This window comes from Microbacterium fluvii (assembly GCF_025515205.1).
GTDB classification, from domain to species: domain Bacteria; phylum Actinomycetota; class Actinomycetes; order Actinomycetales; family Microbacteriaceae; genus Microbacterium; species Microbacterium fluvii.
Genome location: NZ_JAOPFX010000001.1, coordinates 1,726,884 through 1,741,950, shown reverse-complemented (window position 1 = coordinate 1,741,950; position 15,067 = coordinate 1,726,884). Strand labels below are relative to the sequence as shown.

The following is a 15,067-nucleotide window of genomic DNA, read 5'->3' as shown; positions in this document are numbered from 1 at the left end:
CTACCTCTCGTTCTGCCGCGGGATGATCACCTGGCGATAGATGATGAGGATGCTGGCGGCCACCGGGATCGCCACGAGTGCGCCGAGCAGGCCCAGCAGCGCGCCACCGGCGAGGGCGGCGATCACGACGACGGCGCCTGGCACCGACACGGCGCGGTTCATGATGCGCGGCGAGATGATGTAGGCCTCGATCTGCATGTAGATCAGGTAGTAGATCGCCGCGATCAGGGCCGTCGTCGGGCCGCCCGGCGGGATGAAGCACGTCAGCACGATGATGATCGAGCCGGTGAGCGTTCCCACCAGGGGGATGATCGAGAAGAAGAACGCGATGACGGCGAGGACGGCGGGGAACGGCGCCCCGATGATCGTGAGGAAGATCGCACTGAGGATGCCGTTGATCGCGCCGAGGGTGAGCTGGCCGATCACGTAGTGGCCGACCGAGTCGGTGATCTGCTCGGCGAGGTCGATGAACCGTGCACGCTTGGAGGCCGGAACGAGCTGGTAGACCGCCGCCTTGAGCGACGGGGTGGATGCCGTGAAGTAGATGGTCAGGATCAGCACGATGAACGCGCCGGTGAACCCCGCGATCAGGGCACCGCCGATGGCGATGATGCTGCTGCCGACGGTCTCGCCGACCTGCCCGAAGTCGATGGACGAGTACCACTCCTCGAGGTACTCGAAGACCTGGTCGACGTTGAGGGCGGGGAAGGTGGAGTGCAGCCACGACTTGATGGTGCCGATCGGATCCCATGAGCCGGAGTCGACGAGGTCCTGGATCTGACCCACGAGCTGCGAGATCTGCCCGACGATGATCGGCACGACCATGAGGATGATCCCCGCGAACAGCCCGAGAAGGGCGAGGATCGTGATGAGCACGGCCGCCCAGCGGGGGAGCCGTCGCCGTTCCAGCCACGACACGACGGGCTCGAGGCCCAACGACAGGAACAGCGCCGTGCCGACGTAGAGCAGGATCGTCGACAGCGTCTGCACGCTGCCGATCAGCAGCAGGCCGAGTCCCACGCCGAGGGTCGCCACGAACGCCACCCGGAACGGGTTGTAGATCTTCATGAGCACTCCTGACGGTCGGCCGGTCTGGCCAGAATAGGCGCACCTCGGCTGCTCTCTGGGGACTTTCAGCCGTGGTTCGCTAGTCTGGAACGTCGAGTCGACGGGCCGCCGGAGCGCGAGCGGGCCGGGAAGAGGTGAAATCCGTGCGTTTCGTTTGGGCGGTCGCCGCCTTCGTGCTCGCCGCGCTGCTGATCGGGGCGGGCATCGCCCAGCGCACCGTGTTCCAGGGCGACACCGAGACGACCGCCGCGGTCGCCGTCGAAGAGGGCACGCCGTTCGTGCTGATCGACGGCGCGGCGCTCAATGCCGTTCCGGGAGCTCAGACGCTGCGGGCGCAGGGCGAGGGCACCATCTTCGCCGCCTACGGGCGCACCGCCGACGTGCAGGCCTGGCTGGCGGACTCCGACTACACCGCCGTCACGGCGGGTGCCGACGGCACGCTCGCTTCCGCCCTCGTGACCGCCCCCGCGCCCGAGTCGACCGACGCCGCCGGCGAGGAGTCGGCCGCGCCGACGGATGAGGCCGCCCAGGCGCAGGGTCGCGACCCGGTCGGCTCGGACCTGTGGCTCGACGAGTTCCAGCAGGACGACGTGCTCATCGCGCCGCTGCAGCTGCCGACCGACATGAGCCTGCTCATCGCGACCGACGGCACGGCGGCCGCACCCACCGACATCACGATCACCTGGCCGATCGCGAACCCGACGCCCTGGGCCGGACCCCTCATCGTGCTGGGCGGCATCCTCATGGCGCTCGGCGTGTTCCTGTACATCCTCGGCATCCGCCACGTGCGCCGCTCGCGCGGGCCGCGCCGCAAGGGCCTGCCGGTGCCGGTCACCGAGCCCATCGACCTGAGCGTCGAGCAGGCCGACAAGGGCGTCATCAGTGCGACGCGGCGCGGCCGCGCGATCACCGGCGGCAAGCGGCCGTTCGCGCTCGTCCCGATCGCGCTGGTCTCGGCACTGGCCCTGTCCGGCTGCTCGGCCGACGCGTGGCCGCAGTTCGGCAGCACCCCCACTGCGACGCCCACCACGACCCTCGTGCCGGAGGGCCAGCAGGCGCCGGCGGTCACACAAGCTCAGGCGAGCCGCATCCTGCAGGAGGTCTCGGAGACCATCGCCGCGGCCGACGAGGCGATGGATGCCTCCCAGCTCGCAGAGCGGGCAGGGGGAGCGGTGCTCGCGGTGCGCAAGACCAACTACACGCTGCGCGACGAGATCGACGACTACGACGCCCCCGCGGCCATTCCGACCAAACCGGTCGAGATCCTGCTGCCGCAGGCGTACGACGCGTGGCCGCGCACCTTCATGGCGGTCGTCAACGACGCCGAGGCCAAGACGGCCAACATCATGATGCTCACTCAAGACGACCCGTGGTCGAACTACAAGCTCGTCTACAGCGCGAACCTCGAGGCCGCCACCGAGATGCCGGCGCTGGCGCCCGAGTACGTCGGGGCGAGCGCTGTGCCGCCCGACTCGTCGTTCCTGCTGCTGGCGCCGCAGGACGTCGCCGGCGCGTACGCCGACATCCTCACCAAGGGCGAGAAGAGCGAGTACTACGGCCTGTTCGACGCCGACACCGACATGTTCCGCCAGAGTGTCGCCGAAGACCGCGCGCAGCGCCTCGAAGACTTCGAGAAGACCGGCGAAGACACCGGAAAGCTGAGCTTCTCGTCGGCGGCCGGGCCCGAGAGCCCCGTGTCGCTGGCGACGCTGGAAAGCGGAGCGATCGTCGCGGTGACCACCCACGAGACCGACATCGCCAAGCCCACCGACAGTGCCGCCGTCATCAAGCTGCCGAAGAACCCCACGGTGGCCACTCTCGCCGGCAAGACGCAGTCGGCCACCGGCTTCACGACGACCTTCAGCGATCAGCTGTTCTTCTATGTGCCGGGTCAGGGCTCGAACGAGAAGATCCAGCTGCTGGGCTATTCCAGCGACATCCTCGGAGCAAAGGTGATCGACAAGTGAGCAATGCACTCAACGGGGCCGCACTGCGAGGTGCCGTCGACCTGTCCGCACTGCGCAACCGACCGGCGGCGGCTGCTCCCGGTGCGTCGGGCGACCGGCCGGCCGGCGCACCCTCGCTCGTGGTCGACGTCACCGACGCGACCTTCGCGCAGGTGCTCGAGCTGTCGCGCAGCGTGCCGGTCGTGGTCGACCTGTGGGCCGAGTGGTGCGGGCCGTGCAAGCAGCTCTCGCCGATCCTCGAGAAGGTCGTGAACGAGCTGGCCGGCCGGGTCGTGCTGGCCAAGGTCGACGTCGACGCGAACCCGCAGCTCGCCCAGAGCTTCCGTGCCCAGTCGATCCCGCTCGTGGTGGCGCTTCTGGCAGGACAGCCGGTTCCGATGTTCACCGGCGCGGTGCCCGAGCAGCAGGTGCGCGACGTGTTCGCCCAGCTGCTGGAGGTCGCGGCGCAGAACGGCATCACCGGCACGGTGCCGGTCGGCGACGCCGCACCGGCCGACGATGCCGAGGCCCCCGCGCCCCTTCCTCCGCTGCACGCCGAGGCGTTCGCCGCGATCGAGGCGGGCGACTACGCGGCGGCGGTCACCGCTTACGAGAAGGCCCTCGTGGAGAACCCCCGCGACGAGGAGGCCCGCGCAGGGCTCGGCCAGGTGCGCATGCTGGAGCGGGTGCAGGGACTCGACCTGCACGAGGTGCGCGCGGCCGCCGCGGCCGAGCCGCTGTCGGTGCCCGCCCAGTTGGCCGCCGCCGACCTCGACGTCGCCGGCGGGCATGTCGACGATGCGTTCGGCCGGCTGCTCGATCTGTTCGCGGCGCTGCCGAGCGACGACCGCGCCCCGGTGCGCGAGCGACTGCTCGAGCTGTTCGGGCTCATCGGCGACGCCGATCCGCGCGTCATCCGCGCACGCGGCCGGCTGGCCTCGCTCCTGTTCTGATCTCGCTACTTCTCGTGCCGCAGCCAGAGCACGCCCAGCGGCGGCAGCACCATGCGCGCGCGTCCGCCCGCGCCGGCGGTGACCGTGCCGAGGTTGCCGACGCCTGAACCGCCGTAGGCCTGCGCATCGGTGTTGAGCACCTCGTGCCATACGCCCTGCTCCGGCAGATCGAGCTCGTACGCGTCGATCGGAGCGCCCGAGAAGTTGCACACCACCGCGACGGTGTTGCCGTGCCAGTCGCGGCGGGCGAAGGCGAGCACGTTGGGGTTCCAGCTGGGCGCCCCCAGCCGCGAGAACGCCTCGCCGTCGTGGTCGCGCGCCCACAGCGCGGAGTGGTCGCGATAGGTGCGGTTCAGTGCGGCGACGAAGCCCTGCAGCTGCGCGTGCGCGGGCTGGTCGAGGGTCCACCAGTCCAGCGACCTGGCCTCGGACCACTCCGACATCTGCCCGAACTCCTGCCCCATGAACAGCAGCTGCTTTCCGGGGTGTCCCCACATGTAGGCCAGGAAGGCGCGCATGTTGGCGAGCTTCTGCCAGTGGTCTCCCGGCATCCGTCCGAACAGGCTCCCCTTTCCGTGCACGACCTCGTCGTGGCTGATGGGCAGCACGAAGTTCTCGCTGAAGGCGTAGACGAACGAGAACGACAGCTCGCCCTCGTGGTACGAGCGGTACATCGGGTCGCGCTTGATGTACTCGAGAGAGTCGTTCATCCAGCCCATGTTCCACTTGAACCCGAAGCCGAGTCCGCCGTGGTCGGTGGGTGCGGTGACCCCGGGGAAGCTCGTCGACTCCTCGGCGATCATCGCGACACCCGGATAGCGCTTGTAAGCGGTCGCGTTGACCTCCTGGAGGAACCCGATCGCCTCGAGGTTCTCGCGCCCTCCGTGCACGTTCGGCTCCCACTCGCCGGGCTCGCGCGAGTAGTCGAGGTACAGCATCGAGGCGACGGCGTCGACGCGCAGGCCGTCGACGTGGAACTCCTCGAACCAGTAGAGCGCGTTCGCCACGAGGAAGTTGCGCACCTCCGAGCGGCCGTAGTCGAAGATGAGGGTGCCCCAGTCCTTGTGCTCGCCGCGGCGGGGGTCGGGGTGCTCGTACAGCGCTTCGCCGTCGAAGCGGGCCAGCGCGAACGCGTCTTTGGGGAAGTGCCCGGGCACCCAGTCCATGATCACGCCGATGCCGGCCTGGTGGAGGCGGTCGATGAGGTAGCGCAGGTCGTCGGGGTGGCCGAACCGGCTCGTGGGCGCGTAGTAGCCGCTGACCTGGTAGCCCCACGAACCGCCGAAGGGGTGCTCCGCCAGCGGCAGGAACTCGATGTGGGTGAAGCCCTGCGCACCCACGTAGTCGATGAGCTGGTCGGCGGCATCGCGGTACGACAGCCCTTGACGCCACGACCCCAGGTGCACCTCGTAGGCCGACATCGGCTCGGACACCGGCTGCGAGGACGCCCTTCTGGCCATCCACGCGCCGTCGCTCCACTCGTACGTCGACTCGGTGACGACGGATGCCGTCGCCGGCGGCACCTCGGCGGCACGGGCGAGGGGGTCGGCCTTGAGGATCCAGCGTCCGTCGCGCGTGAGGATCTCGAACTTGTAGGTCGAGCCCGCACCCAGCCCGGGGACGAACAGCTCCCACACGCCGCTGGAGCCCATCGAGCGCATCGCGTGGCCCTTGCCGTCCCACGTGTTGAACTCGCCCACCACGCGCACCGCCTGGGCGTTGGGCGCCCAGACGGCGAACGCGACGCCCCGCGAGCCGCCGTGGTCGCGCAGATGCGCGCCGAGCGCCCGCCAGAGCTCTTCGTGCCTGCCTTCGCGGATGAGGTGGATGTCGAGCTCGCCGATCACCGGCGTGTGCCGGTACGGGTCGTCGGCGACGAAATCGGGCGCCCCGTCGTATGCGGTCACGAGCTGGTAGGCGCCGGGGCTGCCGGTGTGCACGCCCTCCCAGATTCCGTAGGCGAGGTGGTGCAGCGCGACCTCCTCGCCGTCGGCGAAGACGGCGGTGACGCTCGTGGCCAGCGGCCGGCGGGCGCGCACCGTCCAGACCGACGCGCCGGCGGCATCCCTGCCCTCATGGATGCCGAGCACGTCGTGCGGTGCGTAGTACGAACCCGAGGAGACGGCGTTGAGGATATGGTCGTCGATCGCGGTCATCGGGTGCCCTTCACGTGGAGGATGTGCACCGGCTCGCTGAACGCGTCGAGCCGGACGAAGTTGTGATCCGACCAGGTCCAGTGCTGGTCGGTGACGAGCTCGTGCACCTCGAACGGGTCGCCCGGCGTGACGCCCCAGATGCGGGTGTCGAGGTGCACCATCGTCTGGCGCACCGAGTGCGGGTCGACGTTGGCGACCACGATGATCGTGTCGGCGCGACCGGTCTGCGACACCGCGGCGTCGAGGTGCTTGGAGTACACCAGGATGGCGTCGTCATCGCTCCAGTGCGCCGAGAAGTTGCGCAGCTGCCCGAGTGCGGGGTGGGCGCGACGGATCTCGTTGAGGCGGGTGAGGTAGGGGGCCAGCGAGTCCCCGCGGGCGAGGGCGCCCGCCCAGTCACGCAGCTTGTATTCGTACTTCTCGTTGTCGATGTTCTCTTCGGCGCCCGGGCGCGCGACGTTCTCGTAGAGCTCGTAGCCGGCGTACACGCCGTACGACGGCGCGGCCGTGGCGGCGACGGCGGCGCGGATGCGGTAGGCGGCGCGCCCTCCGTACTGCAGGTACTCGGTGAGGATGTCGGGGGTGTTCACGAACAGGTTGGGCCGCATGAAGTCGGCGGTCTCGGTGGACACCGAGGTGAGGAACTCCTCGAGCTCCTCCTTCGTGTTGCGCCACGTGAAATAGGAGTAGCTCTGCTGGAATCCGGCCATCGCCAGGCCCTGCATCGGCGCGGGGCGCGTGAAGGCCTCGGCGAGGAAGACGACCTCCGGGTGCGCGGCGGTCACCGCCGCGATCAGCCACTCCCAGAACTGCAGGGGCTTGGTGTGCGGGTTGTCGACACGGAAGATGCGCACGCCCTGTGCGATCCAGTGCTCGAGGATCCGCAGCGCCTCGGTCCTGATGCCCTCCGGGTCGTTGTCGAAGTTGATCGGATAGATGTCCTGATACTTCTTCGGCGGGTTCTCGGCGAAGGCGATGGTGCCGTCGGGAAGCGTCGTGAACCACTCCGGATGCTGTGCCACCCACGGGTGGTCGGGGGCTGCCTGCAGGGCGAAGTCGAGGGCGATCTCGATGCCTTCGGCGGCGGCGGCGCGAACGAACGCGCGGAAGTCGGCGAGGGTGCCGAGGTCGGGGTGCACGGTGTCGTGCCCGCCCTCGGCGGCGCCGATGGCCCACGGCGACCCCGGGTCGGCCGGGCCGGCGTCGAGCGTGTTGTTGGGTCCCTTGCGGTTGATGCGGCCGATCGGGTGGATGGGCGGCAGATAGAGCACGTCGAAGCCCATCTGGGCGACTGCCGGCAGCCGCTTGATCGCGGTGCGGAAGGTGCCGCTCTTGATGGATCCGTCTCGGAGGCGCCTGGCACCCTCGGAGCGCGGGAAGAACTCGTACCACGCGCCGACACCCGCGCGGGTGCGCTCGACCCGGATGACGCGGTCGGCTCCGGCCGAGGCGAGCGACATCACGGGGCGGCGGCGGAAGAACGCGGCGATCGCGGGGCTCCCGACCACGCTCAGCGCGGCGTCGTCGTCGACGGCGGGATCGCGCAGCCGCTCCGCGGCGGCGGCCAGCTCACGGCGCTCCGCGATCGGGCGCGACTTCTCGGTGCCTGCCCGATCGAACAGCAGTGCCCCCATCTCGCGCATGAGGGGAGCATCGACTCCCGCGGCGATCTTGACCGCCGCGGCGTGCTCCCACGTGGCGAAGTCGTCGGCGAACGACTCGAACCGGAAGCTCCAGCATCCCTCCTCCAGGAGGGCGACCTCGCTCTGCCAGTGGTCGAAGCCGTCGTCGAGGGGCGACAGGCGGTGCAGCGAGACGTCGCCGGACGGGGAGGTGAGCCGCAGCTGCACCCCGATGCGGTCGTGGCCCTCGCGGAACGCCGTGGCACGGAACGGCACGACTTCGCCGGCATACGCCTTCGGGGGGAACACGTCGCCTGGAGTGGCGGGATGCAGCGCCGTCAGCGGGATGCGGGACGTGCGCGTGCCGGCGGGCGAGGCCGGTGCATCGAGGGGGCGGAGGGGGATCGCGTCGGCGCTGCGCCAGCGGGCGGCGGGATCGGTGCGAGTCGTCGTTGCCACGATGCGAACCTATCGCGCGACCTGCTCGGAGGGCACCCTCCGCGCCGTCGCCGCCCCGCTCACTCGGCCCGGAACAGGTGCAGGCAGGTGCCGGGGAGCGCGACGGTCTCGCCCGGCAGGTGCACGCTCTCGCGGGTGTCGGGCACGTCGTCGACGCTCGACCAGAGCGAGACGTAGCGGGTGACGCCCTCCACCACCGGCAGCGTCGCCTCGGTGGGGGTCTCGCTGCCGTGCACGATGAGGAGGATGCGGTTGGCCGCCTCTTCGTCGGGGGTCGCCTCGGCGTCGTACTGCAGAGTGCGGTGGGAGGGGTCCGTCCACTGCTGCTGCGACATCGTGCGTCCGTGCTCGTCGTACCAGTCGATCACCGAGGCGTTGGGCACCTCGAGCTCTTCGTGGGCGAATCGGCTCGGCCGGAGGGCCGGGTTGTCGCGGCGCAGCTGCAGCAGCCGGCGCACGTGCGCGTGCAGGTCGCGCTGCCACGGCGCGTGCGTCCACGAGAGCCACGTGAGGGCGGAGTCGTGGCAGTAGGCGTTGTTGTTGCCGCGCTGCGAGCGGCCGAACTCGTCGCCCGCCGTGATCATCGGCACCCCGGCCGACAGCAGGAGCGTGCCCAGCAGATTGCGCATCGCGCGGCGGCGGGTCGCGAGGATCGCCGGATCGTCGGTGGCGCCCTCCGCGCCGTGGTTGAACGAGCGGTTCGTATCGGTGCCGTCGCGGTTCTGCTCGCCGTTGCCCATGTTGTGCTTGACGTCGTAGGCGACGAGGTCGTGCAGCGTGAACCCGTCGTGGGCGGTCACGAAGTTGACCCCCGCCAACGGCCCCCGCTCGCGGCTGAACACGTTCGAGGAGCCCGCGAGCCGCGTCGCGAACCCGCCGACGCCGACGGGCGAGACCGCCGCGCGACGGGCGTAGTCGATGTCGCTGAGCCAGAAGTTGCGCACGCCGTCGCGGTAGCGGTCGTTCCACTCGTGCCAGCCTCGGCCGAACGCGCCGGTCTGCCACCCGCCCATGCCGACGTCCCACGGCTCGGCGATGATCTTCGATCCCGACAGCACCGGATCGGTCGTGATCGCCTGCAGGAGCGGATGCTCTGGGGTGAAGCTGTGGGTCGCGTCTCTGCCGAGGGTCACCGCCAGGTCGAAGCGGAACCCGTCGACCTGGAGGTCGTCGGCCCAGTACCGCAGCGAATCGAGCACGAGGCGCGCGGCCGCATCCGTCGAGGTGTCCACGGCGTTGCCGCATCCGGTCACATCGATGTAGGCGCCGTCCGGATGCTGCCGGTAGTACGCGCGGTTGTCGATGCCACGCAAGCTCAGCCGAGGGCCGCCGAGCTCGAGCTCGGCGGTGTGGTTGTAGACGACGTCGAGGATCACCTCGAGCCCTGCCTCGTGCAGAGCCTTGACCATCTGCTTGAACTCGCGCAGGACGGCGTCCGGCCCCTCGTGCCTGGCCGCCTCGGTGGCGTACGGCGCGTGCGGAGCGAAGAAGCCGAGCGTGTTGTAGCCCCAGTAGTTGACCAGACCGTGCTGCAGCAGGCGCGGTTCGCTGAGGAACGCCTGCACCGGGAGCAGCTCGACGGCGGTCACCCCGAGGCCCCGCAGGTGCGCGATCATCGCGGGATGCGCCAGCCCGGCATAGGTGCCGTGCAGGGCGGGCGGGATGTCGGGATGGCGCTTGGTGAGGCCCTTGAGGTGCGCCTCGTAGACGACCGTGCGGTCCCACGGGATGCGGGGCTTGGCCACACCGCCCCAGTCGAAGCCGTCGTCGATGACCGCGGCGCGCCAGTCGCCGAGGCCCCCGCTGATGAGGCCGCGCGCATAGGGGTCGAGCAGCAGCGTCTGCGGATTGAAGGCGTCGCCGCCGCCGCTGGGGCCGTCGACGCGCACGGCATAGCGGGCACCCGGGCGCAGGAGCGGCGTCGTCACGGTCCACACGTCGCCGGAGGCGCGCGTCATCGGCAGCGTGTCGACCGCCCAGTCGAGGTCGACGTCGTCGAACAGCACGAGCTCCATCGACGTGGCAGCCGACGACCACACGCGGAGGGTTCCGCCGCCGGAGTGCAGCGTCACGCCGAGCCGGTCGAGATCGGTCGAGAGCAGGTTCGGCTCGATGGGCGTCGCGGGATCGGGCTGAGCCATGGGTTCTACAGTAGTAACGCCGTGCGGTCCGTGCGGCAGGGAGGCTCCCATGGTCGTCTACCTCGATCACGCCGCGACCGCTCCGCTGCGGCCGGAGGCGCGCGACGCGTGGCTCGCGGCCGCCGGAGTCGGCGGCAACGCGTCGTCGATCCACGGGGCGGGTCAGGCCGCGCGCCGCCTTCTCGAAGAGGCGAGGGAGCGGCTCGCGGCGGTGCTCGGATGCGACCCCATCGAGGTGGTCTTCACCTCGGGGGGCACCGAGGCGGTCAACCTCGCCCTCAAGGGACTGTGGTGGGCGCGCCCCCGCGGCGCGGATGCCGTCGTCCTGCCCGATGGAGAGCACCACGCCACGATCGACGCCGTCGCCTGGCTCGCCGCCCACGAGGGCGCCGCCGTGCGCCCCGTCGCCCTCGATGCGGTGGGGCGCATCGGCCATGAGACGTTCGGTGCGGCGCTGGGAGGCGCCGCCGTGGCCACGGCGCTGGTCGCCAACAACGAGGTCGGCACCCTCAACGCCGCCGCCGCCCTCGCCGCGCTCGCCGCGGATGCGGGGGTGCCGCTGCACCTCGACGCCGTCGCCGCCTTCGGGCACGTGCCTGTCGCGTTCTCGCGCTGGCGCGCCGACGCGCGGGGTGCGACCGGGCTCGCGGCCCTCAGCGTCTCGGCGCACAAGATCGGCGGCCCCACCGGCGTCGGCGCGCTCGTGGTGGCCCGCGGTGCGACCCCCGACCCGCTGCTGCACGGCGGGCGCCAGCAGCGGGGACTGCGCGCCGGCACGCAGGACGTCGCCGGAGCCGCCGCCTTCGCGGTGGCGGCCGAGCTCGCCGAAGCGGAGCGCGAAGGGGAGGCGGCCCGCCTCGCGGCGCTGCGCGACCGGCTCGTGGCGGGGGTGCGGGCGGCCGTCGACGGTGTGACGCTGCTCGGCGACCCTCACGATCGGCTGCCGGGCAACGCGCACCTGCTGTTCGACGATGCGGCGGGAGAGACGCTGCTGTTCCTGCTGGATCAGGCCGGCATCTCGGTGTCGACCGGCTCCGCCTGTCAGGCAGGGGTGCCGGAGCCCTCCCATGTCGTGCTCGCCCTCGGCCGCAGCGACGACGACGCCCGCCACGTGCTGCGGATCACCCTCGGCCGCCCCTCGACCCAGGCCGACGTCGACGCCTTCGTGGCGGCGCTGCCGGATGCGGTGGCGCGGGCGCGAGCCGCCCACGCCCGACGCTGACAGTCGCCTGGGCCCTGCCGCATCCGCCCGCCGTAGAATCGTGGGATGCGTGTGCTGGCGGCGATGAGCGGTGGAGTCGACTCCGCGGTGGCCGCTGCGCGCGCCGTCGAGGCCGGGCACGAGGTCGTGGGGGTGCATCTGGCGCTCTCGCGGGCGGGAGGGACGCTCCGGACGGGCAGCCGCGGATGCTGCACGATCGAAGACGCGATGGACGCGCGTCGCGCGGCCGACCGCCTCGGCATCCCGTTCTACGTGTGGGACTTCTCCGAGCGCTTCCGCGACGACGTGATCGACGACTTCGTGGCCGAGTACCGCGCCGGCCGCACGCCGAACCCGTGCATGCGCTGCAACGAGAAGATCAAGTTCGCCGCCCTCCTCGAGCGCGCCCTCGAACTCGGCTTCGACGCCGTGTGCACGGGGCACTACGCGACGCTGGTCGAGGGGCCGGCGGGTCTCGAGCTGCACCGCGCCTCCGACAGTGCGAAGGATCAGTCGTACGTGCTCGGGGTGCTCACGGCCGCCCAGCTCGCGCACACGTACTTCCCGCTCGGCTCGACGCCCTCCAAGGCGCTCGTGCGCGCGGAGGCCGAGGCCCGTGGCCTGACGGTCGCGCACAAGCCAGACAGCCACGACATCTGCTTCATCCCCGACGGCGACACCCGGGGCTGGCTCGCCGACAAGGTCGGCGCCGAGCAGGGCGAGATCGTCGACCGAACGGGCGCCGTCGTCGGCACCCACGCGGGGGCGCACGCCTTCACGGTGGGTCAGCGCCGAGGGCTGCAGCTGGGGGTTCCCGCCGCGGACGGCAAGCCGCGGTTCGTGCTGGAGGTGCGCCCGGTGAGCAACACCGTCGTCGTGGGCCCCAAGGAGGCTCTCGCGACCGCCGAGATCGCGGGAGACCGGATGAGCTGGACGGGGCACGCGCCGGCGGAGGGGACCTTCGACTGCCAGGTGCAGATCCGCGCGCACGCCGACCCGGTCGACGCGGTCGCCACCCTGCGCGACGGCGAACTCGCGGTCGTCCCCGCCGCGCCGTTCGACGGCGTCGCGCCGGGACAGACGGCGGTGCTCTACGACGGCACCCGGGTGCTCGGGCAGTTCACGATCGCCCGCACCGTCTCGGCGGTGCCGGTCGGCTGAGCCGTGTCGGCGCCCGCTCGTAGACTGACGGAGTGACCGAAGCGACCGGCCCCACGATCTCTCTCGACGACGCCCGCGGCGAGGCCGAGGCGCTCACCGAGCGCATCCTCGACGCGCGCGAGGCCTACTACGGCCGCAACGCCGAGCTCGTCGACGACGCCACCTACGACGAGTGGATGCGGCGGCTCGAAGAGCTCGAGAGGTTTCACCCCGAGCTGCAGGGGCAGGACTCGCCGACTCTCACCGTGGGCGCCGCGCAGAGCTCGATGTTCGCGCCCGTCGAGCATGCAGAGCGCATGCTGAGCCTCGACAACGTGTTCAGCCTCGACGAGCTGCGGGAGTGGTGCCTCAAGGCCGAAGCCGGCGCAGGGCGCCGCGTGCGCTGGCTCACCGAGCTGAAGATCGACGGACTCGCGATCAGCCTGCGCTACGAGAACGGCGTGCTCACCTCGGCGGCCACCCGCGGCGACGGGCGCGTGGGGGAGGACGTCACCGAGAACGCCGTGCGCGTCGCCGGCATCCCGCAGCGGCTGTCTGGCACGGGCCATCCCGCGCTGGTCGAGGTGCGCGGCGAGGTCTTCATCCCGGTCGCGGCCTTCGACGAGCTCAACGCGCTGCAGTCGCGGCTGCGCGACCGCGTGCTCGACGAGGCGCGCGCCAAGGGCGTCGACGACGAGAAGGCCACCCGCAGCGCGCTGCGGCGGTTCCCCGCCTTCGCCAATCCGCGCAACGCCGCAAGCGGGGGCCTGCGCCAGCAGCTCGACAAGAAGAGCGGCATGGAGCTCGAAGCGGGCCGCGCGAGGCTCGAGTCGCTGCGGCTGTTCGTGCACGGCATCGGTGCGTGGCAGCATCCGCCGGTCGCCTCGCAGAGCGAGGTCTATGCGCTGCTGGCCGAGTGGGGGCTGCCGACGAGCCCCTACTTCCGCACCTCGGACGACGTCGAGGGCGTGCTCGACTTCGTCGCGCACTACGGCGAGCACCGCCACGACGTCGAGCACGAGATCGACGGCATCGTCGTCAAGGTCGACGAGCTGGCCCTGCACGACGAGCTGGGTGCCACGAGCCGCGCGCCGCGCTGGGCGATCGCCTACAAGTACCCGCCGGAGCAGGTCAACACGAAGCTGCTCGACATCGTCGTGTCGGTGGGACGCACGGGCCGTGCGACGCCCTTCGCCGTGATGGCCCCGGCGCGCGTGGCCGGCAGCGTCGTGCGGCAGGCGACGCTGCACAATCAAGACGTCGTCAAGGCCAAGGGCGTGCTCATCGGCGACACCGTCGTGCTGCGCAAGGCCGGCGACGTCATCCCCGAGGTTCTGGGACCGGTCGTCGAACTGCGCGACGGCACCGAGCGCGCGTTCGTCATGCCGGCGGAGTGCCCCGAGTGCGGGGCGCCGCTCGCGCCCGCCAAAGAGGGCGACATCGACCTGCGCTGCCCCAACACGCGCTCATGCCCCGCCCAGGTGCGAGGGCGGGTCGAGCACATCGGGTCGCGCGGGGCTCTCGACATCGAGGCGCTCGGCGAGGTGACGGCGTCGGCGCTCACCCAGCCCGAGGTGCCGGAGACGCCGCCCCTCGACACCGAAGCGGGCCTGTTCGACCTCACCCTCGACCAGCTCGTGCCGATCGAGGTCGTCGTGCGCGACGCCGAGACGGGCGAGCAGAAGGTCGATGAGAAGACCGGCGAGCTCGTGCGGCGGGCGCCGTTCCGGCGCAATCCGAGCGCGGCCGAGAAGAAGGAGGGGCTCGAGGGCCCGCAGCCGTCGGCGCAGGCGGTGACCCTGCTCGACGAACTCGAGAAGGCCAAGACCAAGGACCTCTGGCGGTTCCTCGTCGCCCTCAACATCCGCCACGTCGGCCCCGTTGCGGCCCGAGCCCTCGCGCAGTGGTTCGGCTCCCTCGAGGCCGTGTTCGCGGCCTCGAGGGATGATCTCGCCGCCGTCGAGGGCGTCGGCGGCATCATCGCCGATTCGCTGGGCGAGTGGTACGAGGTCGACTGGCATCGCGAGATCGTCGACCGCTGGCGTGCGGCCGGCGCCAGGCTCGAGATCCCCGGACACCCGGGGCCGGGCGCCGCGGCGGCCGCCGGGGGTGTGCTCGATGGGCTCACGGTCGTGGCGACGGGCTCGCTCGAGGGCTACACCCGCGATGGCGCGCAGGAGGCGATCATCTCCGCGGGCGGCAGGGCCGCCTCGAGCGTCTCGAAGAAGACCGACTTCGTGGCCGCGGGGCCCGGCGCGGGCTCGAAGCTCGCCAAGGCCGAAGAGCTCGGCATCCGCATCCTCGATGCCGCGCAGTTCCGCATCCTCATCGAGCAGGGGCCCGCCGCCCTCGACGCGCTCGACCCCGACGCGGGCTGACCG

General features: G+C 71.2%; 9 protein-coding genes. 5 read left to right on the top strand and 4 right to left on the bottom strand.

The genetic code is table 11. The features are described 5' to 3' along the window. Positions 1-1,068 carry an AI-2E family transporter gene (locus OAW74_RS08095; protein WP_262873784.1) on the bottom strand — a complete coding sequence of 356 codons (1,068 nt, stop codon included), beginning with the start codon at positions 1,066-1,068 and terminating at the stop codon, positions 1-3. 143 nt (positions 1,069-1,211) lie between these two features. Here OAW74_RS08095 and OAW74_RS08090 point away from each other — a divergent pair, with 143 nt between their 5' ends. Both OAW74_RS08090 and OAW74_RS08085 read left to right on the top strand, forming a co-directional pair. Beyond that, complete coding sequence (locus OAW74_RS08090; protein WP_262873783.1) at positions 1,212-3,035, top strand: glycosyl transferase; 1,824 nt, start codon at positions 1,212-1,214, stop codon at positions 3,033-3,035. Further along, on the top strand, positions 3,032-3,967 hold the full coding sequence (locus OAW74_RS08085) for a tetratricopeptide repeat protein (protein WP_262873782.1): 936 nt from the start codon (positions 3,032-3,034) through the stop codon (positions 3,965-3,967). The genes OAW74_RS08090 and OAW74_RS08085 overlap by 4 nt, the downstream gene beginning before the upstream one ends. Before the next feature lie 5 nt (positions 3,968-3,972). On the opposite strand, the gene glgB is transcribed toward OAW74_RS08085, so the two are convergent. From glgB to glgX, 3 genes are read right to left on the bottom strand one after another with little or no spacing between them, the layout of a single operon-like run. Next, on the bottom strand, positions 3,973-6,123 hold the full coding sequence (gene glgB / locus OAW74_RS08080; RefSeq protein ID WP_262873781.1) for a 1,4-alpha-glucan branching protein GlgB: 2,151 nt from the start codon (positions 6,121-6,123) through the stop codon (positions 3,973-3,975). Next, entirely contained in the window at positions 6,120-8,204 is a 2,085-nt protein-coding gene (locus OAW74_RS08075) for a maltotransferase domain-containing protein (RefSeq protein WP_378733607.1), read from the bottom strand. Before OAW74_RS08075 ends, glgB begins: the two co-directional genes overlap by 4 nt. A 59-nt stretch (positions 8,205-8,263) precedes the next feature. Next, positions 8,264-10,345, bottom strand: a complete 2,082-nt coding sequence (glgX, locus tag OAW74_RS08070) for a glycogen debranching protein GlgX (RefSeq protein ID WP_262873780.1) — start codon at positions 10,343-10,345, stop codon at positions 8,264-8,266. Between the two features lie 49 nt (positions 10,346-10,394). Between glgX and OAW74_RS08065 the strand changes: the two genes are divergently transcribed. Genes OAW74_RS08065 through ligA form a run of 3 tightly spaced genes read left to right on the top strand, consistent with a single transcriptional unit; the run spans position 10,395 to position 15,064 of the window. Continuing rightward, positions 10,395-11,567 carry a cysteine desulfurase family protein gene (locus tag OAW74_RS08065; RefSeq protein ID WP_262873779.1) on the top strand — a complete coding sequence of 391 codons (1,173 nt, stop codon included), beginning with the start codon at positions 10,395-10,397 and terminating at the stop codon, positions 11,565-11,567. A gap of 45 nt (positions 11,568-11,612) precedes the next feature. Next, the gene (gene mnmA, locus OAW74_RS08060; protein ID WP_262873778.1) at positions 11,613-12,707 is read left to right on the top strand and encodes a tRNA 2-thiouridine(34) synthase MnmA; all 1,095 of its coding nucleotides are present in this window, start codon (positions 11,613-11,615) and stop codon (positions 12,705-12,707) included. Between the two features lie 32 nt (positions 12,708-12,739). Then, a complete protein-coding gene (gene ligA, locus OAW74_RS08055; protein WP_262873777.1) occupies positions 12,740-15,064 on the top strand; it encodes an NAD-dependent DNA ligase LigA in 2,325 nt (774 codons plus the stop codon). Positions 15,065-15,067: the final 3 nt, after the last annotated feature.